Origin of the sequence: Rhizobium sp. NXC24 (assembly GCF_002944315.1) — a bacterium.
Classification (GTDB): Bacteria; Pseudomonadota; Alphaproteobacteria; order Rhizobiales; family Rhizobiaceae; genus Rhizobium.
On record NZ_CP024311.1, the window covers coordinates 1,054,180 to 1,079,682 of the forward strand.

Genomic DNA, 25,503 nt, shown 5'->3' on the forward strand with positions numbered 1-25,503 from the left:
GCGAGCACCTCAGGACGAGGCGGATCATCGTCTGCGTTTGCGATTGGTTGTTCTCGACCTCACCCTAAGGTGCCGCCGCAGGCGGCCTCGAAGGGCGGGGTTGAGCCGCGATGTTGCGTTAATAAGGCGCCTGCACCGGCCCCATGCCGACATAGACCGTCTTCAGCTCGGAATAATGCTCCAGCGCCGCCAGCGAGTTTTCGCGGCCGAAGCCGGATTGCTTGGAGCCGCCGAAGGGGATTTCCACCGGGGCAAGGTTGTAGGTGTTGATCCATAGCGTGCCGGCTTCGAGCTGGTCGACGATGCGGTGCGCGCGAGTGAGATCGGCGGTAAAGACGCCGCCGGAAAGGCCGAATTCGGTGGCGTTGGCGCGAGCGATCACCTCTGCCTCGTCATCGAAATCCAGCACGCACATCACCGGGCCGAAAATCTCTTCGCGGGCGATCGTCATGTCGTCGGTGACATCTGCGAAAACGGTCGGCTGTACGTAATAGCCTTCGCCGGCGACATTGTTGGGAATGCCGCCGCCGGCGACCAGCGTCGCGCCTTCCGCCTTGCCCTTCTCGATATAGGACAGCACCTTCTCGCGCTGCGCCCAGGACACCATCGGGCCGATTTGCGTTGCCTCGTCCATGGGGTCGCCGATCACCATGGCCTCGGTGCGGGCCTTCAGGCGCTTCAGGAATTCGGACTTGATCTTCCGGCTGACGAAGACGCGCGTGCCGTTCGAGCAGACCTGGCCGGTCGAATAGAAATTGCCGAGCATGGCCCCGCCGATGGCGCTGTCGAGATCGGCGTCGTCAAAGACGATCAGAGGCGACTTGCCACCGAGCTCCATGGTGACGTGCTTCAGGCTTCCCGCAGCCGATGCGGCGACCTTGCGGCCGGTCGGCACGGAGCCTGTCAGCGACACCTTGGCAACGTCGGGATGGTTGATCAGTAGAGGCCCGGTTTCGCGGTCGCCCTGGATAACGTTATAGAGCCCCTTCGGCAGGCCGGCCTCAATCAGGATCTCGGCAATCTTCAGCGCGCCGAGCGGCGTGTTTTCGGAGGGCTTGAACACCATGGCGTTGCCGGCGACCAGCGCCGGCGCGCCCTTCCAGCAGGCGATCTGCTGCGGATAGTTCCAGGCGCCGATGCCGACGCAGACGCCGAGCGGCACACGCTTGGTATAGGCGAAATCGCCGCCGAGCGGGATGTAGGAACCGTTGAGGCCGGCAGCGGCCACGCCGCCGAAGAATTCGAAACTGTCGGCGCCCGAGGTCGGGTCCGCGACGATCGTCTCCTGGATCGGCTTGCCGGTGTCGAGCGTTTCCAGTTCGGAAAGCTCGCGGTTGCGCTCGCGCATGATCTCGGCGGCGCGTTTCAGGATGCGACCACGCGCCGTCGGGCTCATCGCCGCCCATTCCGGCTGCGCGCGTTTGGCGCTGGCGATCGCTTTTTCGACGATGGCGGGAGTTGCCGCATGTAGCCGGGCAATAACTTCACCGGTCGCGGGATAGATGCTTTCAATGGCGGTGCCGTCGGTGTCCTCGACATATTCCCCATCGATGAAATGCGAGGCTTTCGGCTGGGCTTTGAGGGTCATTTTATCGGTCCTTTTGAAGGGCGGCCTTTTGGGAAAGCGGCGCAAGCAGAGCGTTGATGTAATCTTCGGTAAGCGCAATCGACGCTTCGATGCTGATCGGCGCCGATCTCAGACTTTGACGGATATAGAGACCATCGATCATCGCAGCAGCGCCCTCGGCGATGCGTTCTGCGTCTTCGCCCGAACACAGCGCCTTGAGGTTGGCAAGCAGGTTGGAGCGCAGCCGCCTTGCGTAGATGACGAGGAAGCGGCGCGTCTCCTCGGAACGCTGAGCCTCGGCATAGAAGGCGAGCCAGGCGGCAATCGTCTCCGGCGCGAATTGATCGGCCTGGAAACTGACGCGGATGATGGCGGACAGTTTGTCTCGGGGCGTCTTTGCCGAGCTCAGCGCTGTCACCACGCTGTCGCGCAGGCGCTGTAAGTGACTCCTGACGGTCTCGATCAAAAGCTGTTCTTTGCTGCCGAAATAGTGATGGGCGAGGGCGGGAGATACTCCTGCCTGCTTGGCGATTTCGGACATGGTGACGGTCAGCGAGCCGTGATCGCCGATCACGCGCATCGCCGCATCCACAAGCGCCTTGCGGCGCACCGGTTCCATCCCGACTTTCGGCATATATCACCCCTGAGCTGGCGGTGATTATATTTTTGATTGACTGATCAATCAACAAAAAATTAGAGCCGATTTGACCGACAACAGAATCTGCTGCTTTCCGAGATACATCCTGTATCATACCCCCGGGAACGAGGAGGTGCAGTCATGGTCAATGTTCTGGAGGAAGTTCCGCCATCCGCTGTGCGCGGCAAATGGGGATGGTTCGTTGCGCTGGGTGTGTTTCTGCTCATTTGCGGCGGGATCGCATTTGGCAATCTTTTCATCGCGACTGTCGTATCGGTCTATTACGTCGGCATGCTGATGCTGATCGGAGGCGTCATTCACCTGGCGCACGCCTTTCAGGTCCGAGGATGGGAGCATATTCTGTTCTGGGTGCTCAGCGGCCTGCTCTATACGCTCGCTGGTCTTCTTGCCTTCGCCAATCCCTTGCTCGCCTCCGAAGCGCTGACGCTGTTTCTTGCCGTCGCGTTGCTCATAGCCGGCACCTTTCGCGTTTGGGTCGGCCGCAAGGTGAAGCCGGAACCGGGTTGGATATGGATTGTCATCGGCGGGGTGGTGACGGCACTCGCCGGCATTGCCATCGCTGTTGGCTGGCCGCTCAACAGCCTCTGGGTTCTCGGCCTGTTCCTCGCGGTCGACCTTATATTTCAAGGTTGGACGTTGATGGCCTTCGGCTTCGCTCTTAGGCAGTAGCGGCGGGTGACGAGAGGGTAACGAACTACTACTTTTGACAAGAAGTGTGAGCGGCGTTACTCTTTGAAGGCTTCCGTGGAGGAGCGGAGTGGCGCTTAGCTGACGTTACGGCAGGCGCAGTTATCTGAGCATGCATATCTATTGAGATGTGCCTTCGAAGCTCCGACAATATGCATTGGAATATATCTCCAGCAAAGAGTTTTTCTAAAGAACTAAAAAGGGAGAAATATCATGCCGATGGTAACGGTTTCCATCTCTCCGCTTCAGGCTGCCGGCATCCGCGCGGCTGTTGACACCGGAACGTATGCTTCGAGTAGCGAGGTCGTGCGCGAGGCTCTGCGCATGTGGGATGCGGCGCGCAAGCGTGGCGAGATCTGCGATGTGCCCCACGCAGCCAATGATCCCGATAGCGTCGCGAAGAGCAGCCGCTGCGTTGCCGACATGTTCGCTGATTACGAGGCGGAACGACGCCGGCATAACTGAGCGGAGAACCACAACATCCGCCAGGAGATGACCGGCCGCCCCTGGATCGAGGCGGCTTGGCCATGGGTTAACACCCTTTTACCATTCACGAAACTTTCATATGGGGGAAAGGTTTCGTTGACCGTTGTGACGCATCTTGAGCCGAAAATCCGACGAAATCCAAAGTTTTACGCAAAACTTAGATCTAAAATTCTTAAGTGGAGAGGGGCATGTCCCTGACTGCCGCCATCGAGCCGGGTGCATTGCGCCGGTATGCTAGTGACCAGATTGTTACGCTCGCCAAGCTCGTTATCGAAAATGCTTTCCAGCCGATCGTCGAGACAGGCACAGGCGCGGTTTTCGGCTATGAATCCTTGATGCGCGGGCAGGAGCGCATCGGCTTCGACAGCCCGATCGAAATCCTTGACGAGGCCGAGCGCACCGGCCAGCTCCTGGGCCTGGAACAGATGGTGACGAGCCGGGCACTGGCGAAATTTGCGACCCTTGCCAATGCCAGAACCGCAACCCTCTTCCTCAATCTCGATGTCCGGCTGATCCCGCAGGGCGAAATGCTGGTCGACGGTTTGCTGCAGCACATGAAGAAGGCCGGCATCGCGCCGTCCTCTGTCTGCTTCGAATTCTCCGAGCGCTTCGACAATACCAGCGTGCCGGAATTTTGCGATCTGGTCGCCAAAATGCGCGACGCCGGCTTCAAGCTTGCGATCGACGATTTCGGGGTCGGTCACGGCGAGATGAAGCTGTTATCGGACTATCCCGTCGACTATCTCAAGATCGATCGGCACTTCGTCGCCAATATCGATCGCAACGCCCGCAAGCGTCACATTCTCAGAAACCTCGTCCATATCGCACATGTCCTTGGCACGCGCGTCATCGCCGAAGGCATCGAGACCGAAGCGGAGTTCCTGGTTTGCCGCGAATTCGGTGTCGATCTCGTCCAGGGCTGGTTCATTGCCCGGCCGACGACGCTGATCAACGAGCTGAAACCCAGCTTCCCGCATCTACAGGATCTCGGCAAAATGGTCCGCAACAGCCAATCGCTGGACGAAATTCTCATCCGCAAACAGATCGAAGTGTTGCCGACCATCCGCGAGAATGACAGCATCGACAGCGTTTTCGAACTCTTCCGCCGAAATCCACGGCGAGCCTATTTTCCGGTCGTCAATGCCAACGGCGAGCCGCGCGGCATCATTCACGAATACCGGCTCAAGGAATATATCTATCAGCCCTTCGGCCGCGACCTGCTGAAGAACAAAGTCTATGAACGTTCGATCTCGCATTTCGTCGAGATGGCACCGATCGTCGGTCTGGATTCCGACGCCGATACCCTGATGACGATCTTTGCCAATATGGAAAGCAGCAACTGCCTGATCGTCACCGAGGGTACGCATTATGCCGGCATTGTCTCGGCCGCGTCGCTGATCAAGGTCATCAATGAGAAGCAGCTCAAAATTGCCCAGGATCAGAATCCGCTGACCGGCCTGCCGGGCAATCGCGCCATTCATAATTTCATGCAGAATGCCGGTCGCGACGGCGACGAGATCAGGCACTTCTGCTATTGCGATTTCGACAATTTCAAGCCGTTCAACGATGCCTACGGCTTCCATCTCGGCGACCATGCCATTTCGCTGTTTGCGGCGCTGATGCGGCGCTACTTTTTCGCCGAGCGCCATTTCCTGGGCCATGTCGGCGGCGACGATTTCTTCATCGGCGTGACGGGTTGGAATGTTGACGAACTGCGCGAGGTTCTGGATCGGCTGCTTACCGATTTCCACGCCGACGTCCTGGAATTCTATTCGGCGGAAGACCGCGCCGCCGGCCGCATCCGCGGGCACGACCGCAGCGGCGCGGAGGCGTTGTTCCCGCTAATGCGTTGCTCCATAGGCATCCTGGCATTGCCCGAAGGGCTGGTCATCGATGATATCAGCCGCGTCAGCACCTCGATTGCCGGCATCAAGGCAAAGGCGAAGGAAGACAAAATCGGCGTGGCATATTTGAGTCTGGGCGAGACGAATTGACGCCCTCCCATACCGGCTTCTTTTCAGGCAGCATGCGCTAAACTATCTCCACTGCTTTGCTGGGAGAGGAGAACGAGCCATGCACTTGCCGTCTGAAATGCGTTTTGTGGATTTGCCATCCTTCGGTGCTCCCGAGGTCATGACGATTGCCCGCAGGCCTCTGCCGGTGCTCAAGGACGGCGAGATCCTCGTTCGCGTCGAGGCGGCCGGCGTCAACAGGCCGGATGTTGCCCAGCGCCAGGGCATTTATCCGCCGCCGAAGGACGCAAGCCCTATCCTTGGCCTGGAAATCGCCGGCGAAGTCGTCGATGTCGCACGTGGCGTCACGGAATTCGCCATCGGCAACAAGGTATGCGGCCTCGCCAATGGCGGCGCCTATGCCGAATATTGCGTTCTCCCGGCCGGCCAGGCGTTGCGCTTTCCAAATGGCTACGACGCCGTTCGCGCGGCGGCGCTGCCCGAGACGTTCTTCACCGTCTGGGCCAATCTTTTCCAGATGGTCGGCCTTACCGAAGGCGAAAGCGTCCTGATCCACGGCGGCTCCAGCGGAATCGGCACGACGGCGATCCAGCTCGCGCACGCTTTCGGCGCCACGGTCTACGCCACCGCCGGCTCGAAGGAGAAATGCGAAGCCTGCGAGAAGCTCGGCGCGAAGCGGGCCATCAACTATAAAGAGGAAGACTTTGCCGAGGTCATCAAGGCGGAAACCGGCCATGGGGTCGATGCCATCCTCGACATGATCGGCGCTGCCTATTTCGAGAAGAATCTGGCTTGCCTCGCCAAGGATGGCTGCCTGTCGATCATCGCCTTCCTTGGCGGCGCGGTGGTCGAGAAGGCCAATCTGCAGCCAATCATGGTCAAGCGCCTGACGGTCACCGGTTCGACCATGCGCCCGCGCACGGCGGAAGAAAAGCGCGCCATCCGCGACGATCTCCACTCCCAGGTCTGGCCGCTGCTTGATGAAGGGACCGTCGCGCCCGTCATTTACCGAACCTTTGCCTTCGAAGACGTCGTCGAGGCGCACAAGCTGATGGAGACCAGCAATCACATCGGCAAGATCATGCTGAAGCTGGCCTGATGAGGGTGAACGAGACGGTGACGGCAACGAGGCCCGGCAGCGCCATAGACGCATAAAGCCAGGTGGCGGCAGACACGCTACCGGCGATGCCGCCGGGGTCGGCAAGTCCGGCGCTGTTGACGATCACGCCCGCCAGCGAAGCGCCGAACGCGCCGCCGAGCGACTGCACCATCGAAATGGCCGCCGAAGCCTTGTCCTGCTCGGCACCGCCGACAAGGCGGATGATCCCTGCGATCAGATGCGCCCAGCCAAGACCGACGCCGAAACCCATCAGAAACATGGCGACAACGGTGGGAGCAAGCCAAACGAGCTCTCCAGTCGGATTGTCTCGGGCTACAAAGGCGATCAGTGAAGCGGTGGCGGCGGTTTCGAGCACGCTGCCGACGATGATGGCACGGGCGGCTTGCTTCCCCGAAAACGAGGCGCTGATGAAGGCGGCCGCGGTCCAGCCGAGCGCCACGAGCGCGACGAGATAGCCTGACGCCAGCGGCGCGACACCGTGCATGCTCTGCAGGAAGTAAGGGATATAGATGTCGCTTGTCAGTACCATCATCATCGCGAACATCATCAGATAAAGCCGGGAGATCGGCCTTGCGAGCATGACGGCGTCCTTCGGCAGGAGCCTCGTTTTGCTCTTGCGCTCGAGGACCAGCATCGCCGCGATGAAGGTGACAGCGAGGCCGATCAGCAGGATCTTCGTCGATCCGTGATCGCTCGTGCCGGCAAGGCTCATCAGCAGGACCGCGGTGAGCAGAAGCGCGATCTGGATCAATGGCGGTTTTCCCTCCGCGCGGTCGTCCTCGACGCGCGGCAGCAGCCATCGCGCCGAAAAAGCCATGATGCCTGCCACCGGTACGAGGATAATGAAGGCTTCGCGCCATGCGCTGCCGGCGGAAAACAATCCGCCGAGCGTTGGCCCAAGCACCGTCGCCACGCCCCATAGTGCGGCATAGAGTGTGGAGGCCTTGCGCCACAGCGGCTCGGGGTAGACGAAGCGGACAAAGGCATAGGCGAGGGCCGCGAGCATGCCGACGCCGAAGCCTTGTACGGCGCGTCCGGCCAGCACGACAGGCATCGCCGGCGCGGCGGCGCAGATCAGGTTTCCCACTCCGAATATCAGCGCCGCAGCGACATAGACCGCGCGCAGGCCTATGCCTCTCGGCCGTGTCGCAACGGTGATCGAGCCGAGCACGCCGGCGGCGACGAAAAGCGTCGTCATCCAGGAAAACAGCTCCAGGCCGCCGATATCGCGAACGACGGAAGGCGCGATCGTCGCAGTGATATAGGATTCGACGGCATAGAGGGCGACGCCGCCGCCGAGCATCAGGGTTGGTGCCAGAAACTCAGGTGAGAAGAGGGTGAAGAGAGAGGTAGAGCGGGATGAATCTGCATTTTGGATGCTCGACATCGGATGATCCTCGGCATTTTCCCTAGCGAATAATTATTTTCCAAGTTATAAATTGGAAAATCACACAGTCTCGAAATTAAAACAAGAAAAAACTTGGAAAAATGCGCCAATCGCCCGTCAATCGTATCTCGATCCTGTTGAAAACCGACGGCCCACAGCTCGCATCGACGATCGGTAATGCGCTCGGCATATCGTCGGAAGCGGCACGCCAGCAACTGACGAAGATGGGAGAGGAGGGCTTGGTCGAGCCAGTGACGGAATCAGCATCCGGCAGGGGCCGGCCGCGGCAGTTCTGGCACCTGACGGCCGCCGGCAGCCGCCAGTTTCCAGACGGCCATGCCGATCTGACCGCGACACTGCTGACGACCATGGCCAAGCAGTTGGGGCAGGGTGCGGTCGATGCGGTCATTTCCGCCCGCGAGGCGGAGACCTTAAAGCGCTACCGCAGCGAGATCGACGTCTCCGCCGATCTACCATCGCGCGTCGCGATGCTTGCGGCCATCCGCACGCGCGAGGGCTATATGGCGGATTATTGGCCGGAAGAGGACGGTTCGCTGGTGCTGGTGGAGAACCATTGTCCCATCTGCGCTGCCGCGACCGCATGCGTCGGCTTCTGCCGCTCGGAACTCGAGACCTTCCGTGCGACACTTGGGGCAAGCGTGGAGCGGGAAGAGCACATCCTCCTCGGCGCGCGGCGCTGTGCCTACCGGATTCGAGCGCTCTGAAGTGAAACGGCTATGCTGCCCGTACAGTCAATTTCAAACCGAGAGCGCGAATGACGCCTGATAGCGTTTCCAGTGTCGGATTACCGCCTTCGCTGAAGGCCTTGTAGATCGTTTCGCGGCTGACCCCGGCTTCCTTTGCGAGCTGCGTCATGCCGCGGGCACGGGCGACGTCACCGATGACTGCGGCAATAAGTGCAGGGTCGCCGTCCTCGAATGCCGCTTCGACATAGGCTGCAATGGCTTCAGGACTGTCCAGATGTTCCGTCGGATCCCAAGGTTTGGTTTCGAGTGCCATGATCAAGCCTCCTTCGCGAGTGCTTTAGCCTTTGCAATATCGGCGTTCTGAGTGCTCTTGTCGCCACCGCATAGGAGCAGAACGAGTTCCTGGCCGCGTTTATGATAGTAAAGCCGATATCCCGGGCCGTAATCGATGCGAAGTTCGCTGATGCCTTCGCCGACAGGCTTTACATCGCCGGGATTTCCAAGCGAGAGGCGACGAATCCTCACCTGGATACGAGCAACCGCGTTGATATCTTTGATTTTGCCAAGCCACTCAGCGAACTCAGCGGTCTGACGGATTTCGATCATTTGTGTACTATAATACACAGAATTTCACTGTCAATTATAATACACAAAGCTATCGGTATTGAACCCAGATGATATGAAGGAGGTGGCGGCCAACGGTCATCGATTCCTGAGCCGGTTGGCAATCCTCTGCGCAGCGGCTATCAGTAGCGTATACCGCAAATCAAAGAGCGCTTCCGATCATGTCCAATCCCGTCTGCGTCGAAATCACCCGTGGAAATCTCGTCGAGAGCCGTCATCGCGGTTCGGTTGCCGTCGTCGATGGCGATGGGACGTTGGTGCTGTCGCTCGGCGACATTGAGAGTGGTGTGTTTCCGCGTTCTGCCTGCAAGGCGATGCAGGCTTTGCCACTGGTAGAAAGCGGTGCGGCGGATGCCTATGGCTTTGGCAACACGGAATTGGCGCTGGCCTGCTCCTCGCATAGCGGCGAAGACGCGCATGTGGCGCTGGCTGCCTCCATGCTCGCCCGCGCCGGGCGGGACGTCAGCGCGCTGGAATGCGGCGCACATTGGTCTTTCGAGCAGAAGGCGATCATCCACCAGGCGCGCACGGTCGGAAAGCCGTCGGCGCTGCACAACAACTGCTCGGGTAAACACTCCGGCTTCATCTGCGCCTGCTGCCATCAACATATCGATCCCAAAGGCTATGTCGGCTACGACCATCCGCTGCAGCGGCAGATCCGCGAGACGATGCAAAGCCTGACGGGAACGCCGCTTGGTTACGACAATTGCGGCACCGACGGCTGCTCGATCCCGAACTACGCCGTGCCGCTCAGAAGCTTGGCGCATGGCTTCGCCAAGATGGCGACGGGCAACGGCCTGGAGCCGCTGCGCGCCAAGGCCTCGCGCCGCCTGTTCGAAGCCTGCATGGCTGAACCCTTCTATGTTGCCGGCACCGGCCGCGCCTGCACCAAGCTGATGCAGGTCGCCCCCAGCCGCATCTTCGCCAAGACCGGCGCCGAAGGCGTATTCTGTGCAGCAATTCCTGAACAGGGCGTCGCGATTGCGGTCAAATGCGATGATGGCAGTGCCCGCGCAGCAGAAACCATGGTTGCAGCCGCGCTCGCCCGCTTCTTTGAAAAAGACAGTGACGTCCATGCCGGTCTGATGGGAATGGCCAATAGGGCGCTCAGCAACTGGAACGGCATCCATGTCGGCGACATCAGAGCCGCGGCCGCACTGGCGGCATAAAACGCCGGTAGAAGACTCCAACTTGGATGTGCATAGCGCATCTGCGTCAGTCGCCGACGGTGAAAATCGGAACCTGTGCGCTGCGATAGGGCGCCAGGCTCGCCTCACTGATATCTGACGGCACGACCATGCCCGAAACCGCCGTGATGGGCAGGATATGGCAGGGAGAGGCGGCATCCAATTTCTCCTGGGTCACCATCACATAGGTTTCCGCCGAGCATTGCGCGATATGCCGTTTGATGGCGGCCTCCTCGAAATCGCCGGTAGAAAGGCCGTGAACGGGGTGAATAGCGGTGACACCGAGGAAGAAAATGTCCGGGCGCACCAGTGAGATTGCCGCAATCGCCGCCGCGCCCGTCGCCACCATTGAGTGTTTGTAGAGTTTGCCGCCGATCAGGATCACGTCGGCTGTCGGATGATGTTCCAGCTCGCCCGCGATCGTCGGGCTATGCGTGACGACGGTGAAGGCAAAATTCCGGGGAAGATGGCGGGCGATTTCCGCCGTCGTCGTTCCACCATCGAGAAACACCGTCCGTCCTGGTCGGACCATCCTCGCCGCATAGGCGCCGAGCTGCCGCTTCGCATCCGGCGACACGCCCCGTCGCGTTGAGAAATCCGGCAATTCCGGTGTGAGCGGCAACGCGCCGCCATGCACGCGCTTCAGCAGCTTTTCCGCCGCCATTTCCCTCAGGTCCCTGCGGATCGTGTCTTCGGACAGACCCAAATCATCGGCAATTGTCTTGGCAATTACCTGGCCGTCGCGGCGCAGGATATCGAGAATGAGAGTCTTTCGCTGGACTGTAAGCATGCCTGATTCCGCACGATAATTCATGGAATGACGTGAATTTATCAGAAATGAGTCGACAATCAAGAAATTTAGCGCATATTCGTGCAAATTCCTGCATGGTGCGGGAAAAGAGGAGATATGACATGTTGATCTTGATTGCTGGGCCATATCGTTCGGGAACCGGAGACGATCCACGGAAGATGGCCGAGAATCTCAAGCGGCTGGAGGAGCCGTCCTATGCACTGTTCAAGGCGGGGCATGTGCCTATGATCGGCGAATGGGTCGCCTTGCCGGTCTGGCACGCTGCGGGCGGCAAAAGTATCGGCGACGATCTCTATGAAGAAATATTCCACCCGACCGCTGGTCGGCTGCTGCAATTGTGCGAGGGCGTTCTCAGGCTCCCAGGCGAGTCCAAGGGAGCCGACAATGACGTGCGCATCGCCGGCGAACGCGGTATCCCGGTCTGGTATCGGCTGGAGGATGTGCCGGGCTGCGGCTAACGGACTGGCGGCGTGCCTCCCACAAGGGCGATGCGCAGACGGCATCCATCAAAAGCTTTCATGATCGATATCAGTGCTGGCCACTTCCGTATTGCCACGGTCGCAGCTAACGTCGAGTGAAATCGAGGAGGAAACGGATATGCTGAATTTGTATTTCTCACCGGGTAGTTGTGCGCTCGCCAGCCTTATAGCACTCGAGGAGTCGGGCCTCGCCTACGAGGCGCGGCGCCTCAATTTTGCCGTTGGAGAGCAGCGTTCGCCGGATTATCTGGCAATCAATCCCAAGGGACGTGTTCCGGCTCTGGTGACCGACAAGGGCGTCGTCACGGAAAACGTGGCGATCCTTGCCTATGTTGCCCAGATCGCGCCGGCTGCCCGGTTGGCGCCACTCGACGATCCCTTCGATTTTGCCCGCATGCAGGCCTTCAACAGCTATCTCGCCTCGACCGTCCATGTAAACCACGCTCACAAAGGGCGCGGCTATCGCTGGACCGACGATGCCGCGGCAATCGAAGCGATGAAGGCCAAGGTGCCGCAAAACATGGGCGAGTGTTTCGCGCTGATCGAGGAGAAGATGCTGGAAGGGCCGTGGGTGATGGGCGAGCAGTACACCGTCGCCGACGGCTATCTCTTCACGCTGGCAAGTTGGTTGCCGGGCGATGGCGTCGATCGGGCCAGCTTTGAGAAGGTCAGCGCCCATCACGCGCGTATGCTGGAGCGCCCGGCCGTGCAAAGGGCCATCGCCGCCGAGCGGGTTTGATCACTCGGCGACGAAAGCAGCCCGCAATTTCTTTGGTGCCCGAAACCGCCAGGCCTCGATCAGCCGCAGTTGCAGTTCGTCGTCGCCGATGGCGGCGATGCGCAATGGCAGCGACGGCCAGCCGACATAGTGATCCGTCTGGAAATAGATCTCCGGCGCCATCTCGATTAGCTGCTCCTTGCGGTCGATCGGCACCGCCAGCACGATCGTCTCGTCATTCTTGATGGAAACGAAAGCCTTGCCGCCCACCTTCAGCGCCGGCATACCATAGTGGGTGCTGATCTCGACCTCGGGTAGGCGGGCTTCCGCTACAGCGCGTTGGAGGCGCTGGAAGATCGCGTCAATATCGATGCCTATAGCCATACTGCGCTATCCCGTTCCGATCGGATATCGTTGAGGAAACATACATGATCGGAGGCGGGCGCCGAAGAGCTGGTTGGGATCGTTCAGCGCCGTGAGATGACTTGTTCCTGCATTATACGCATTCTTTCAATCTCAGATCTTGCCCCTCCGCCTTCCGCCCCAAATTCTCCGGCGTCAACGGCAGATCGGCCAGTTCCTCCAGCGACATGGCCGCCAGAGCCGGATGCTGCAACGGGTCGTCCTGCCGCTCGCTGTCGTCGTGCAGCAGATGATTCAAGAAAAGCTTCAGTATCGACATGCCATGCCTCCTCGTTCTTCCGCGATGATGCGCCCTGAGGCGGTTAGTCGGCGGGACGGTGGCGGTTCGGGTTTTATGCCGCGATGATCGCGCGCATCGGGCAGCTTTTCAATTGAGAATGCCGGCATGCTGATATAGATATTCTATATGAAGAATCTCAACAGCGTTCATCTGAATGGTCTCCGGGCGCTAGAGGCCGTGGGACGGCTCGGGTCGTTGCAGGCGGCCGCCGATGAGCTTGGCGTGACCATCGGCGCCGTCAGCCAGCAGGTGATCAAGGCCGAGGCGCAATTGGGGCGACCGGTTTTCGAGCGCACGCCGAAAGGGATGACGGTGACGGAGGCGGGTATCTCGGTTCTGGCGCGGCTCGGCGAAGGCTTTCAGGCGCTCTCGGCGGCGGTCACCGCCGCACAGCATCGCGACGACAATATCCTCACCATCTCGGTTGCGCCGGTCCTCGCCGCCCGCTGGCTGGTGCATCGGCTTGATCGCTTCGCCAAGCGCCATCCGGATATCAGGCTCCGCATCGACGCCACCACGCAACTCGTCAATCCGGCAACATCGGATGTCGATATCGGCATCCGGGTCGGCAATGGGCACTGGCCGGGCGTGAAATCCGAACTGCTATTGGCGCAGGAAATCTTTCCGGTCGTCACACCGCAGATCGCCGCCAAACTCAAGCAGCCTGCGGATCTGTTAAATGTGCCCGCCGTCATTGACGGGCATGCCATGTTCACCTGGGATGTCTGGCTCAAGGAGGCAGGCCTCTCCGGCAAATGCATGGAAGAGCGACATATCTTCAACGATGCGTCGCTCTGCCTCGATGCCGCCATGTCGGGCCAGGGCGTAATGCTTGCCTGGCAAACGCTGGCCGCCTATGCGTTGCAACAGAAGTGCCTCGTGGATCCCTTCGGTATCCGCGCCAAAACCGGTATCGGCCACTATTTCATCACGGCGGAAGGCGTGCGCGAGGCGAAAAAAGTCACCGCCTTCAAGAGCTGGATCAGAGAAGAGATGGATGAGAGCATGCAGCTCTTCCGTTGAGCGGCCTCAGATCGGCTCCTTGCCGCGTGTTGCCTGCATTGCCTTATAGGCGGCTCGCGACTGGCAGCGCTCGATCCAAATCTTTACGTTCGGATGGCTATCGAACAAAGCCTGTTCGGTCTGCGCATAGCGCAGCACCTCTGCGAGATTGAGATCGGCGACGGTGAAGCGATCGCCCAGGAGGTATTCCCGGTTCGTCAGGTGCTTTTCCAGCACGCCGAGTGGCCGCTTCAGCGACCGGCAGGCAACCGCGATTCCAGCCTTGCCTGCATCGGTGTTCTCCTGTGCGCGGTCATATATGCGCACGAGGGCCACGGAATGAGGCTCTACCTCCGTTGCCGCCCACATGGTCCACATGCCGAGCAGACCCTCTTCCTCCACCGTCTGCCCCGACAGCGGTCCGCCATACTTGCGGGCGAGATAGAGATTGATGGCGAGCGATTCATGCATGACGAGATCGCCGTCCTTGATGGCGGGGATCATGCCCATCGGATTGACGGCCAAGAATTCCGCCGACATCGTATTGACCGGCGCTTCTGGGTTTAAGGGATTACCGAGCCGGCTGGCCTGGATCACGGGCACGGATTGAAAGGGAATGCCAAGCTCCTCCGCCATCCAGTAGTTGCGCGATGCGCGTGAGCGATAGACGCCGTAAATTGTCAGCATAGTCGGTCTCCGAAAATCGAGTCGAAGCGAGGTTATTGGCGGCGTTCGGTAAACGGAAGAGGCGCGGGTTTATATCTGCAATGAAAGCTTTTGATGAGTGCGCAGGGATCAAGCACGAAAATATCCGTAAAGCCCTTCAATCTTTGCGAATCATGCCGGCCGCGCACTGCCTTCGTTCGGAAATTAGCAATGGCGCATGCTACTGTTAGACTGGATTTTCGCCAGTGCGGTAGGAGGCATTCGGCGAGGATATTTTACGCAATCGGTGACTGCGATCTCGGGAGGAGAGCAGATGCTAGCGACGAGCGTATCGCTTGACGACAAATATACAGCAGATGAAGGCCGCGTCTTCATGACCGGACTGCAGACCCTCGTGCGTCTACCGATGACCCAGATGCGCCGCGACCGCGCCGCCGGCCTCAACACCGCAGCCTTCATATCCGGCTATCGCGGGTCGCCGCTCGGCGGCTACGATCAGCAGCTTCTGAAAGCCAAGACCTATCTCGACGCGCATGACGTCACCTTCCAGCCCGGCATCAACGAAGACCTTGCGGCCACCGCCATCTGGGGCACGCAACAAGTCGGTCTGTCCCCCGGCGTGCGCAAGGATGGCGTGCTCGGCATATGGTACGGCAAGGGTCCTGGCGTCGACCGCTCCGGTGATGTGCTGAAACATGGCAATGCCGCCGGCACGTCGAAACATGGCGGCGTCCTCTGTTTCGCGGGCGACGATCATTCCGCCAAATCCTCCACGATCCCGCACCAGACCGACCATGATTTCATGTCGGCGGTCATCCCGGTCATCTATCCATCCTCGATCCACGAATTCCTCGAATATGGCCTGCTCGGCATCGCCATGTCGCGCTATTCCGGCTGCTGGGTGGGCATGAAATTCATTGCCGACACGATTGAGACGACAGCCGCGGTCGATCTCTCAGGCGAGAAGCGGCAATTCGTGCTGCCGACCGATTTCGATCTGCCGCCCGGCGGCCTGAACCTGCGTTGGCCCGATACGCCGCTGATGCAGGACGATCGTCTGCAGACCTACAAGGCCTATGCCGCTATCGCCTTTGCCCGCGCCAATCGCGTCGATGAAATCACCCATGATGTGCCCAATGCCCGCTTCGGCATCATCTCCTCCGGCAAGGCGTATGAAGACGTACTGCAGGCGCTGCGCGAACTCGAAATCGGCCCGAAGGAAATGGCCGCAATCGGCCTGCGTATTTTGAAAGTCCGTATGCCGTGGCCGTTGGAGCCGGAAGCGGTCCGGCATTTTTCCGAAGGGTTGGACGAGGTGCTGGTTGTCGAGGAGCGGCGCGAGATCATCGAAAATCAGATCAAGCAGCAGCTCTTCAATTGGCGCGCCGATGTCCGTCCGCGCATCGTCGGCAAGTTCGATGAGCACGACAAGCCCTATCTCAGCCTGTCGGCGGCGCTGACGGTTGGTGCGGTGGCACGGGCTATTGCCGGGCGCATCGTCAAGCTGGATCTCGATCCTTCGCTGCACGACCAGATCGCCGCCAAGCTCGCCTATCTTGCCGAACGCGGCCAGATCAGCCGCACGCATGTCGCGCCCTTGCAGCGTACGCCGTTCTTCTGTTCCGGCTGCCCGCACAACACATCCACCCGCGTGCCGGAAGGCAGTCGCGCCATGGCGGGCATCGGCTGCCACTACATGGTCACCTGGATGGACCGAAACACCCAGACCTTCACGCAGATGGGTGGCGAGGGCGTGCCCTGGACGGCAATTGCCCGTTACACCGACGAGAAGCACATGTTCGTCAACCTCGGTGACGGCACCTATTTCCATTCCGGCATTCTCGCCATCCGCCAATCGGTCGCCGCCAAGGTCAATGTTACCTACAAGCTGCTCTACAACGACGCCGTTGCCATGACCGGCGGTCAGCCGATCGACGGTTATCTGACGCCTCAACTCCTGACCCGTCAGTTGCATGGCGAGGGCGTTTCGCCGATCTATCTGCTCGCGGAAAATCCTTCGGCCTATGCAGCATCGGACCTGGCTCCCGGCGTCAAGGTGCTGCATCGCGATAATATCGATCAGGTGATGCTGACGCTGCGCGAAACCGAAGGCTGCTCGGCGATCGTCTATGTCCAGACCTGCGCGGCGGAAAAACGCCGCCGCCGGAGCCGTGGCCTGATGGAGGACCCGGCCAAGCGCGTCTTCATCAATCCGGCTGTCTGCGAAGGCTGCGGCGATTGCTCGGTGCAATCCAACTGCATCTCGGTCGAGCCGCTAGAGACGGAGTTCGGCCGCAAACGGCAGATCAACCAATCGAGCTGCAACAAGGACTTCTCCTGCGTCAAAGGCTTCTGCCCGTCTTTCGTGACCGTCCATGGCGGCAAGCGCCGCAAACGCAAGGCGCTGGAACACGCGGATGCCAAGGTGCCGATGCCGGAGGTCCCGGTGATCGGCGAGCATCCCTGGAACATCGCGATCGCCGGCGTCGGCGGTACCGGTATCCTGACGATCGGTGCCATCCTCGGCATGGCGGCTCATCTCGACGGCAAGGTGCCGATGATCCTCGACATGGCCGGTCTCGCGCAGAAGGGCGGCGCGGTGATGAGCCATCTGCGCATTGGTTATAGCGAAGCCGACGTCACCTCGTCGCGCATCGTCAACGGCGGCGCCGACCTGCTGCTCGCTGCCGACGAAGTGGTCGGCGCGTCCAAGGATGCGATTACGCTGTGTGCCTCGAACCGCACGACGGCCATCGTCAATACCGGCCTCATGCCGGTCGCTGATTTCGTTCGCAACCGCGATTTCGATTTCAAGATCGGCTCGATTCAGCACACCATCGCCAAGACCGTCAGTGACAAATCCGTCTTCCTCGATTTTGGTCATGTGGCAAGCGAGGTCACCGGTGATGCCATGTCGACCAATATTCTTCTCACTGGCTTTGCCTGGCAGCGCGGCTTGCTGCCGCTGTCGCTGGAAGCCATCGAGAAGGCGATCGAGCTCAACGGCGTCGCCGTGAAAGCCAGCCTCTCGGCCTTCCACTGGGGCCGTCTGCTGGCGCATGATCCGCAGGCCGTAAAGGAGATGATGACGGAGCCGGATGCCGACAAGACACTTGCAGAGATGAGCCTCGACGAGTTGATTGCCCACCGCAAGGGGCATCTGACTGCCTATCAGAACGCCGCACTTGCCGATCGCTATGGCGCGTTCGTCCAGCGTGCAATCGCCGCGGCTGCCAGGGAACGGCTTTCGGACAAGGTGCCCTTCGCCGTCGCCACGACCTATGCGCGGGTGCTGGCCTATAAGGACGAATATGAGGTGGCGCGGCTGCTGACCGATCCGGCCTTCGAGGCGCATTTACGCGACGAGATGGAAGGCGATTTCAAGCTGGCCTTCAATCTCGCGCCGCCGATGCTGGCCGGCAAGGATCCGAACGGCCGACCGAAGAAGCGGGAATTCGGCCCCTGGATATTGCCGCTGCTACGCAGGCTCGCGCCGATGAAGCGGTTGCGCGGTACGGTCTTCGATCCCTTCGGCTATATGCGGGAGCGCCGGCTGGAACGTCGGTTGATCGGCGAATACGAGGCGATTGCCGGCCGCGTTCTCAACGGCCTGCGCGCGGGTAATGAAACGGAGGCCCTTGCCATCCTGTCGTTGTTTGATGAAATCAGAGGCTTCGGACCGGTCAAGGAGGCGGCGGCCCGCAAGGTCATGGCGCGGATCGCCGAGAAGCTGAAGACCTATGAAATAGCGGAGGAGAAGCATCAGGTTCCTGCCGATGCGGCATGATGGTCTCAAAGAGGGGCGCGAGGAGAGTATGATCCTCAATGGCGCATAGCCATTCCGGGATCATGCATCGGGAAAAGCGGGAGGAGAAGGCAATGTATGCTGGAGGATTGAACTTTGCGCTCGGGGAGGAGATCGAGGCGCTGCGTGATAGCGTGCGCCGCTTTGCCGGTCAGCGCATCGCACCGCTCGCTGACGAGTTCGACCGCAACAATGGTTTTCCGATGGAGCTGTGGCGGGAAATGGGGGATCTCGGGCTGCTCGGCATCACCGCCGACGAAGCCTATGGCGGCGCCGGCCTCGGCTATGTAGCGCATGCGGTCGCCATGGAAGAAATCAGCCGCGCCTCGGCCTCCGTCGGTCTGAGCTACGGAGCCCATTCCAATCTCTGCGTCAACCAAATCAACCGCAACGGCACCGACGAGCAGAAGGCGCGTTACTTGCCTAAATTGATCTCCGGCGAACATATCGGCGCGCTTGCCATGTCGGAGCCCGGCTCGGGTTCCGATGTCGTTTCGATGAAGCTTCACGCCGAAAAGCGCGGCGACCGCTATGTGCTGAACGGCAGCAAGATGTGGATCACCAACGGTCCGGATGCCGACGTGCTGGTCGTCTATGCCAAGACCGCGCCGGACGCCGGCCCGCGCGGCATCACCGCTTTCCTGGTCGAGAAGGGTTTCGAGGGGTTCTCCGTGGGCCAGAAACTCGACAAGCTCGGCATGCGCGGCTCCAGCACCTCGGAGCTGGTTTTTATCGATTGCCAGGTGCCGGCGGAAAATGTGCTAGGTCAGATCGATGGCGGCGTCCGGGTACTGATGTCCGGCCTCGACTACGAGCGCGTCGTCCTGTCGGGTGGCCCGCTCGGCATCATGGCCGCCTGCATGGACGTGGTGCTGCCCTATCTGCATGAACGCAGGCAATTCGGCCAGCCGATCGGCGAATTCCAGCTCATGCAGGGCAAGCTTGCCGACATGTATGTGACCATGAATGCCGCCCGCGCCTATGTTTATGCGGTCGCCGCCGCCTGCGATCGCGGCGAAACGAACCGCAAGGACGCTGCGGGCTGCATTCTCTATGCTGCTGAAAAGGCGACCGCTATGGCGCTCGAATGCATTCAGGCCCTCGGCGGCAATGGCTATACCAACGACTATCCCGCCGGCCGGCTTCTGCGCGATGCCAAGCTCTACGAAATCGGCGCCGGCACCTCCGAAATCCGCCGTATGCTGATCGGGCGGGAACTCTTTGCCGAGACCCTCTGATTTTGAAATTTCGCCCCCAATTTTGGTGATGCAGCATGACCGTCCTGAAGTCAGAAATAACCGCCCATTCGGACCGTTTCAGGGACAATCGCGCCGCGATGCTGGAGGCGATCGGCGTGGCAAAGGCGGCGGTCTTGCGGGCGGCGGAGGGCGGCGGTGCGCAGGCGCGCGAGCGCCATGTCAGCCGCGGCAAGATGCTGCCGCGTGACCGGGTGGCAGGATTGATCGATCCGGCGACGCCCTTTCTCGAAATCGGTACGACGGCTGCGCATGGCATGTATGGCGATGAAGCGCCGGGTGCGGGGTTGATCGCCGGCATCGGCCGCGTGGTGGGCCGCGATTGCATGATCGTCTGCAACGACGCCACCGTAAAGGGCGGCACCTACTATCCGATCACGGTGAAGAAGCATTTGCGGGCGCAGGAGATTGCGGCGGAAAATAATCTGCCCTGCCTCTATCTGGTCGATTCCGGCGGAGCCAACCTGCCGAATCAGGACGAAGTCTTTCCCGATCGCGATCACTTCGGCCGCATCTTCTACAATCAAGCTAATATGTCGGCGGCCGGCATTCCGCAGATCGCTGTGGTCATGGGTTCATGCACCGCCGGCGGCGCCTATGTGCCGGCCATGTCCGACGAGACCATCATCGTCGAGGGGCAGGGGACGATCTTTCTTGCCGGGCCGCCGCTGGTCAAAGCCGCGACCGGTGAGGTGGTTTCGGCCGAAGATCTTGGCGGCGGCGATGTGCATACGCGTCTTTCCGGCGTCGCCGATCATCTGGCGCGCGACGATGCCCATGCGCTGGCCTTGGCGCGGCAGGCCGTTGCCAATCTCAATCGCCACAAACCGACAACTGTGGAGCTGCGGGAGCCGGAGCCGCCGCTCTACGATCCGGAAGACATGCTCGGCATCGTGCCCTCCGATCTGCGCACGCCCTACGATGTTCGCGAAGTCATCGCGCGCATCGTCGACGGCTCGCGCTTTGACGAATTCAAGGCGCGCTATGGCGCGACACTGGTCTGCGGCTTTGCCCATATCCACGGCATTCCCGTCGGCATCATCGCCAACAACGGCGTGCTGTTTTCGGAATCGGCGCTGAAGGGTGCGCATTTCGTTGAACTTTGCTCGCAGCGGAAAATCCCGCTGGTCTTCCTGCAGAATATCACCGGCTTCATGGTCGGCCGGAAATACGAGACGGAAGGCATCGCCAAGCACGGAGCCAAGCTGGTGACGGCTGTGGCGACGACGAGGGTGCCGAAGATCACCATGCTAATCGGCGGTTCTTTCGGCGCCGGCAACTACGGCATGGCCGGCCGTGCCTATTCTCCGCGCTTTCTCTGGACCTGGCCCAACAGCCGTATCTCCGTCATGGGCGGAGAGCAGGCGGCCGGCGTGCTGGCGACGGTACGTGGCGAGGCCCTGGCGCGCGCCGGCAAGCCTTGGACGAAGGAGGAAGAGGCAGCCTTCAAACAGCCGACGCTCAAGATGTTCGAGACCCAGAGCCACCCGCTCTATGCCTCGGCGCGTCTCTGGGACGACGGCATCATCGACCCACGCAAGAGCCGCGATGTGCTGGCGCTGTCGCTCTCGGCCGCGCTCAATGCGCCCATCGAAGACACTCGCTTCGGCCTGTTCAGGATGTGAGGAGATTGAGATGAAACGCGACATCATCAATGCCAAGAATGCACCTCAGCCACGTGGCGGCTATGCCCAGGCCGTGAAACTCGAAAATTTCGAGAGATTGCTGTTTGTCAGCGGCCAGATTCCGACAACCGCGGACGATGCGCTTCCCGACGGCTTTCCGGCGCAGGCGCGTCAGGTCTGGCTCAATGTTGACGCTCAGCTCAAGGCGGCCGGCATGAGCAAGGCCGATATCGTCAAGGTCACCACCTATCTCGCCGACCGCCACCATACGATCGAGAACCGCGAGATCCGCAGTGAGTATTTGGGCCCGCTCACCCCGGCGATGACGGTGGTGATATCGGGCATTTTCGACACCGCATGGCTGCTCGAAGTCGAGGTCGTCGCCGCGCAATAGGGTTTGCCGATGTTTTCGAAGATATTGATCGCCAATCGCGGAGAAATCGCCTGCCGGATCGTCCGTACGGCAAGGCGGATGGGCATTCGCACGGTCGCCGTTTATTCCGACGCCGATATCGCCGCACTGCATGTGGCACTGGCCGATGAGGTGGTCCATATCGGCCCGGCAACGGCGAGCGAAAGCTATCTTTCGAAGGAGCGGATCATCGCTGCCGCACGGCGATTCGGCGCCGAGGCCGTTCACCCCGGCTACGGCTTTCTCTCGGAAAATGCCGATTTCGCAGAGGCCGTCGAAGCGGCCGGACTGGTTTTCATTGGCCCATTCCCAGCCTCAATCCGCGCCATGGGCCTGAAGGATGCGGCCAAGGCGTTGATGGAGCGCGCCGGCGTGCCTGTCGTTCCCGGCTATCACGGTGATAAGCAGGACGCGGTGTTCCTCGCGGAGCGGGCAGCGGAGATCGGCTTTCCCGTGCTGATCAAGGCACGGGCCGGCGGCGGCGGCAAGGGTATGCGGCGTGTCGATCGGCCGGAGGATTTCGCGTCTGCGTTGGAAGCGGCGAGACGCGAGGCGAAATCGGCCTTCGGTGATGATGCGGTGCTGATCGAAAAATATCTGACCCAGCCCCGTCACATCGAGATGCAGGTCTTCGGCGACAGCCATGGCAACGTCGTCCATCTCTTCGAGCGCGATTGCTCTCTGCAGCGGCGGCACCAGAAGGTGATCGAGGAGGCGCCTGCGCCCGGCATGACGGAAGAGATGCGCAGCGCCATGGGCGAAGCTGCCGTCCGCGCGGCGCGGGCCATCGACTATCGCGGCGCCGGCACGGTCGAGTTCATTGCCGATGTCTCCGAAGGCCTGTCGCCGGATCGTTTCTTCTTCATGGAAATGAACACCCGCCTGCAGGTCGAGCATCCCGTCACCGAGGCGATCGCCGGGGTCGATCTGGTCGAATGGCAATTGCGGATTGCCGGCGGCGAACCCTTGCCGAAGAGCCAAGCCGAGCTTGCCATCGAGGGCTGGGCTTTCGAGGCGCGGCTTTATGCCGAAGACCCGTTGCGGGGTTTTCTGCCGGCGACCGGCACGCTCTCCCATCTCAGATTTCCCGACGGCGATGTCCGCATCGACACCGGCGTGCGCCAGGGCGATAGCATCACCCCGCATTACGATCCTTTGATCGCCAAGCTCACTGTCCACGCCCCAACTCGCCAAGCCGCCCTCGCCAAGCTGGCGCGAGCGCTGCAGGATACGCAGATCGCCGGAACAACAAGCAATCTCGATTTCTTGGTCCGCTTGAGCCAACAGCCGGATTTCGTTGCGGGCCATCCGGATACGGGCCTGATCGACCGCGAGGCAGAGACGCTGACCGCAGCACCGATACCAGACGATATCGCGCTTGCCATCGCTGCCATCTTCGAGGCGGGAGCCTTGGCGCGGTCCTTTGCGCGCGACCCCTGGCAAGCGCTTGGCGCCTGGCAGCTTTGGGGCGAGGTGAGCCGGCCTGTTACGCTGCATCACAGTGGCGGCCATACGAACTGCCGCGTGATTGCGAAAGGACAAGATCTCTTCTCGGTGCATTTCGATGATAACGCTGTCGCCGTTCGCATCATCAACCGCAATGATGACGGCTGCCGTGTGGAGATCGACGGGCAGCAATTGCGTGCCGACTTTTTCCAAACGCCGCATGACATGACGCTGTTCCTCGATGGCCGCACCCATCATTTCCATCGGCCTGACCCCTTGGATGGCGCCGAGGAAGAGGCCGCCGGTGGCGACCGGCTGGTTGCGCCTATGCCCGGCCTCATCAAGATTGTTCGGGTTCAGGAAGGCGATATGGTGGCGAAGGGTGAGGCGCTGATCGTCATGGAGGCCATGAAGATGGAGCTGACGCTGACGGCGACGCGCGACGGTGTGGTGGAAAGCCTGCATGTCGGCGAAGGCGATCAGACCAGCGAAAGCGCCGTCCTGCTGTCGCTCCGGCCGGAGGATGCGCAATGACCGAGCGTCCTTCCAACCATGTCACCATCGTCGAAATGGCACCACGAGACGGCCTGCAGAACGAGAAACGGCTGATCGACACGGACACCAAGATCGAATTGGTGGATCTGCTTTCCGACTGCGGTTTCGAGCGTATCGAGGTCACCAGCTTCGTCAGTCCGAAATGGGTGCCGCAGCTCGCCGATGCTGCCGGGGTCATGGCAGGCATCAAACGGAAGCCTGGTGTCCGCTATGCGGTGTTGACGCCGAATATGCAGGGGTTCGAGGCGGCGCTTGCCGCCGGCGCCGATGAGGTGGCGATCTTCGCATCGGCCTCCGAAAGCTTTTCGATGCGCAATATCAATTGCTCCATCGCCGAAAGCATAGAGCGTTTCCGGCCGGTGGCGGCCGCAAGCCGCGACCGCGGTATTCCGCTGCGCGGCTACGTCAGTTGCGTCGTTGAATGCCCTTATGAGGGCGCGGTGCCGCCGGCGAATGCAGCAAGCGTCGCTCGGCAATTGCGGGAGCTCGGCTGCTACGAGATCAGCCTCGGCGATACGATCGGCAGGGGCGAACCGGAGGCAGTGGACAGAATGCTGGAAGCCGTGCTTGCCGATCTTCCCGCCGCGATGCTGGCCGGCCATTTTCACGATACATCGGGCCGGGCGCTGGACAATATCGGCGTAGCCCTGGATCGGGGCCTGCGTGTGTTCGATGCCGCCGCCGGCGGTCTCGGCGGCTGTCCTTTCGCGCCCGGCGCCAAAGGGAATGTCGATACCGTGTCAGTTCACCACTATCTGGCATTGCATGGCTTCGAGACTGGCCTCGATGACGAGAAACTTGCCAACGCCGCCGCCTTTGCCCGTAGCCTCAGGAGCGCCGCATGACATCGCAAACCATCCATATCGCCATCGAGGAACGTGGCGTCGCCCGCCTGACTTTGGCGCGCCCGGAAAAACACAACGCCCTGTCGGTTGAAATGATCGATGCCCTGACCGAGGCTGCTTACGATCTTGGCAGGGATGCGAGCGTGCGCGTCGTGGTGCTTACGGGCGAGGGCGCGAGCTTCTGCGCCGGTGGCGATCTCGGTTGGATGCGGGCGCAGTTCGAAGCCACTCGTGCCGGCCGCATCGTTGAAGCCCGGCGGCTCGCGATGATGTTCAAGGCCCTGAACGAATTGCCGAAGCCGCTGATCGCCCGTGTGCACGGCAATGCCTTCGGCGGCGGCGTCGGCATCCTCAGCATCTGCGATCTGGTCGTTGCGGCCGCGACTGCCCGCTTCGGCCTGACGGAAGTTCGCCTCGGCATCATCCCCGCCACCATCAGCCCCTATGTCGTTGCCCGCATTGGCGAGGCCAAGGCCCGTCCGCTTTTTCTTTCCGGCAAAGTCATCGACGCCTGGCAAGCCCACGCCGCCGGCCTCTTGTCCCGCGTCGTCCCAGAGGATGCACTCGACGAAGCCATCGAATCTGAAATCCGTCATCTCCTCGCCGCCTCGCCACAGGCGGCTGCGCGCGCCAAGGCATTGGCCCGTTCCCTCGGCATGCCGATCACCGACGAGCTCATCGACCATGTCATCACGCAACTGGCCGACACGTGGGAGACGGAGGAAGCAAGGGAAGGGGTAGCGGCATTCTTCGAGCGGCGGGAGCCAAGCTGGAGATAGGACGT

At 60.9% G+C, this 25,503-nt stretch carries 25 protein-coding genes; 16 read left to right on the forward strand and 9 right to left on the reverse strand.

Annotated features, from left to right (window positions below):
• Positions 1-118: 118 nt before the first annotated feature.
• Positions 119-1,588 carry a betaine-aldehyde dehydrogenase gene (gene betB / locus NXC24_RS05270; protein ID WP_104822348.1) on the reverse strand — a complete coding sequence of 490 codons (1,470 nt, stop codon included), beginning with the start codon at positions 1,586-1,588 and terminating at the stop codon, positions 119-121.
• A gap of 1 nt (position 1,589) precedes the next feature.
• The gene (betI, locus tag NXC24_RS05275) at positions 1,590-2,201 is read right to left on the reverse strand and encodes a transcriptional regulator BetI (RefSeq protein WP_104822349.1); all 612 of its coding nucleotides are present in this window, start codon (positions 2,199-2,201) and stop codon (positions 1,590-1,592) included.
• Positions 2,202-2,345: 144 nt separating this feature from the next.
• On the opposite strand from betI, the gene NXC24_RS05280 reads away from it, so the two are divergent.
• The 4 genes from NXC24_RS05280 (at position 2,346) to NXC24_RS05295 (ending at position 6,470) form a co-directional block, all read left to right on the forward strand.
• Positions 2,346-2,894, forward strand: coding sequence for an HdeD family acid-resistance protein (locus NXC24_RS05280; protein WP_104822350.1), 549 nt, complete (start codon positions 2,346-2,348; stop codon positions 2,892-2,894).
• 231 nt (positions 2,895-3,125) lie between these two features.
• On the forward strand, positions 3,126-3,377 hold the full coding sequence (locus NXC24_RS05285) for an amino acid ABC transporter (RefSeq protein ID WP_104822351.1): 252 nt from the start codon (positions 3,126-3,128) through the stop codon (positions 3,375-3,377).
• A gap of 209 nt (positions 3,378-3,586) precedes the next feature.
• Positions 3,587-5,392: an EAL domain-containing protein gene (locus NXC24_RS05290; RefSeq protein ID WP_104822352.1), complete on the forward strand. Its 1,806-nt coding sequence runs from the start codon at positions 3,587-3,589 to the stop codon at positions 5,390-5,392.
• 79 nt (positions 5,393-5,471) lie between these two features.
• On the forward strand, positions 5,472-6,470 hold the full coding sequence (locus NXC24_RS05295) for an NAD(P)H-quinone oxidoreductase (protein ID WP_104822353.1): 999 nt from the start codon (positions 5,472-5,474) through the stop codon (positions 6,468-6,470).
• Here the strand turns inward: NXC24_RS05295 and NXC24_RS05300 are convergent.
• A complete protein-coding gene (locus NXC24_RS05300; protein ID WP_104822354.1) occupies positions 6,451-7,878 on the reverse strand; it encodes an MFS transporter in 1,428 nt (475 codons plus the stop codon). The genes NXC24_RS05295 and NXC24_RS05300 overlap by 20 nt on opposite strands.
• A 101-nt stretch (positions 7,879-7,979) precedes the next feature.
• Between NXC24_RS05300 and NXC24_RS05305 the strand changes: the two genes are divergently transcribed.
• Complete coding sequence (locus NXC24_RS05305) at positions 7,980-8,603, forward strand: MarR family transcriptional regulator (protein WP_104822355.1); 624 nt, start codon at positions 7,980-7,982, stop codon at positions 8,601-8,603.
• Positions 8,604-8,613: 10 nt separating this feature from the next.
• Here the strand turns inward: NXC24_RS05305 and NXC24_RS05310 are convergent, their stop codons facing one another.
• Entirely contained in the window at positions 8,614-8,898 is a 285-nt protein-coding gene (locus NXC24_RS05310; RefSeq protein ID WP_104822356.1) for an addiction module antidote protein, read from the reverse strand.
• A 2-nt stretch (positions 8,899-8,900) separates the two neighbouring features.
• Positions 8,901-9,191: a type II toxin-antitoxin system RelE/ParE family toxin gene (locus NXC24_RS05315; RefSeq protein WP_104822357.1), complete on the reverse strand. Its 291-nt coding sequence runs from the start codon at positions 9,189-9,191 to the stop codon at positions 8,901-8,903.
• Positions 9,192-9,370: 179 nt separating this feature from the next.
• Here NXC24_RS05315 and NXC24_RS05320 point away from each other — a divergent pair, with 179 nt between their 5' ends.
• Positions 9,371-10,378, forward strand: coding sequence for an asparaginase (locus NXC24_RS05320; protein WP_104822358.1), 1,008 nt, complete (start codon positions 9,371-9,373; stop codon positions 10,376-10,378).
• A 46-nt stretch (positions 10,379-10,424) separates the two neighbouring features.
• Here the strand turns inward: NXC24_RS05320 and NXC24_RS05325 are convergent, their stop codons facing one another.
• Entirely contained in the window at positions 10,425-11,186 is a 762-nt protein-coding gene (locus tag NXC24_RS05325; RefSeq protein ID WP_104825017.1) for a DeoR/GlpR family DNA-binding transcription regulator, read from the reverse strand.
• 122 nt (positions 11,187-11,308) lie between these two features.
• Between NXC24_RS05325 and NXC24_RS05330 the strand changes: the two genes are divergently transcribed.
• Complete coding sequence (locus tag NXC24_RS05330) at positions 11,309-11,665, forward strand: DUF4406 domain-containing protein (RefSeq protein ID WP_104822359.1); 357 nt, start codon at positions 11,309-11,311, stop codon at positions 11,663-11,665.
• 139 nt (positions 11,666-11,804) lie between these two features.
• The gene (locus tag NXC24_RS05335; protein WP_104822360.1) at positions 11,805-12,425 is read left to right on the forward strand and encodes a glutathione S-transferase N-terminal domain-containing protein; all 621 of its coding nucleotides are present in this window, start codon (positions 11,805-11,807) and stop codon (positions 12,423-12,425) included.
• On the opposite strand, the gene NXC24_RS05340 is transcribed toward NXC24_RS05335, so the two are convergent.
• Together NXC24_RS05340 and NXC24_RS05345 are read right to left on the reverse strand one after the other, a co-directional pair.
• Positions 12,426-12,782 carry an MmcQ/YjbR family DNA-binding protein gene (locus NXC24_RS05340; RefSeq protein WP_104825018.1) on the reverse strand — a complete coding sequence of 119 codons (357 nt, stop codon included), beginning with the start codon at positions 12,780-12,782 and terminating at the stop codon, positions 12,426-12,428.
• 118 nt (positions 12,783-12,900) lie between these two features.
• A complete protein-coding gene (locus tag NXC24_RS05345; protein WP_104822361.1) occupies positions 12,901-13,086 on the reverse strand; it encodes a hypothetical protein in 186 nt (61 codons plus the stop codon).
• 147 nt (positions 13,087-13,233) lie between these two features.
• On the opposite strand from NXC24_RS05345, the gene NXC24_RS05350 reads away from it, so the two are divergent.
• Positions 13,234-14,130, forward strand: coding sequence for a LysR substrate-binding domain-containing protein (locus tag NXC24_RS05350; RefSeq protein WP_104822362.1), 897 nt, complete (start codon positions 13,234-13,236; stop codon positions 14,128-14,130).
• Positions 14,131-14,136: 6 nt separating this feature from the next.
• On the opposite strand, the gene NXC24_RS05355 is transcribed toward NXC24_RS05350, so the two are convergent.
• Positions 14,137-14,796, reverse strand: a complete 660-nt coding sequence (locus tag NXC24_RS05355) for a glutathione S-transferase family protein (RefSeq protein WP_104822363.1) — start codon at positions 14,794-14,796, stop codon at positions 14,137-14,139.
• A gap of 292 nt (positions 14,797-15,088) precedes the next feature.
• Here NXC24_RS05355 and NXC24_RS05360 point away from each other — a divergent pair, with 292 nt between their 5' ends.
• From NXC24_RS05360 to NXC24_RS05390, 7 genes are all read left to right on the forward strand, one after another.
• Positions 15,089-18,562 (forward strand): indolepyruvate ferredoxin oxidoreductase family protein, encoded by a 3,474-nt coding sequence (locus NXC24_RS05360; protein WP_104822364.1) that lies wholly within the window; start codon positions 15,089-15,091, stop codon positions 18,560-18,562.
• 92 nt (positions 18,563-18,654) lie between these two features.
• Entirely contained in the window at positions 18,655-19,818 is a 1,164-nt protein-coding gene (locus tag NXC24_RS05365; RefSeq protein WP_104825019.1) for an isovaleryl-CoA dehydrogenase, read from the forward strand.
• A gap of 35 nt (positions 19,819-19,853) precedes the next feature.
• On the forward strand, positions 19,854-21,461 hold the full coding sequence (locus NXC24_RS05370) for a carboxyl transferase domain-containing protein (protein ID WP_104822365.1): 1,608 nt from the start codon (positions 19,854-19,856) through the stop codon (positions 21,459-21,461).
• Between the two features lie 10 nt (positions 21,462-21,471).
• Entirely contained in the window at positions 21,472-21,855 is a 384-nt protein-coding gene (locus tag NXC24_RS05375) for a RidA family protein (protein WP_104822366.1), read from the forward strand.
• A gap of 9 nt (positions 21,856-21,864) precedes the next feature.
• Positions 21,865-23,853: an acetyl/propionyl/methylcrotonyl-CoA carboxylase subunit alpha gene (locus NXC24_RS05380; RefSeq protein ID WP_104822367.1), complete on the forward strand. Its 1,989-nt coding sequence runs from the start codon at positions 21,865-21,867 to the stop codon at positions 23,851-23,853.
• Positions 23,850-24,719: a hydroxymethylglutaryl-CoA lyase gene (locus NXC24_RS05385; protein ID WP_104822368.1), complete on the forward strand. Its 870-nt coding sequence runs from the start codon at positions 23,850-23,852 to the stop codon at positions 24,717-24,719. Before NXC24_RS05380 ends, NXC24_RS05385 begins: the two co-directional genes overlap by 4 nt.
• Positions 24,716-25,498 (forward strand): crotonase/enoyl-CoA hydratase family protein, encoded by a 783-nt coding sequence (locus tag NXC24_RS05390; RefSeq protein WP_104822369.1) that lies wholly within the window; start codon positions 24,716-24,718, stop codon positions 25,496-25,498. The genes NXC24_RS05385 and NXC24_RS05390 overlap by 4 nt, the downstream gene beginning before the upstream one ends.
• Positions 25,499-25,503 lie beyond the last annotated feature (5 nt).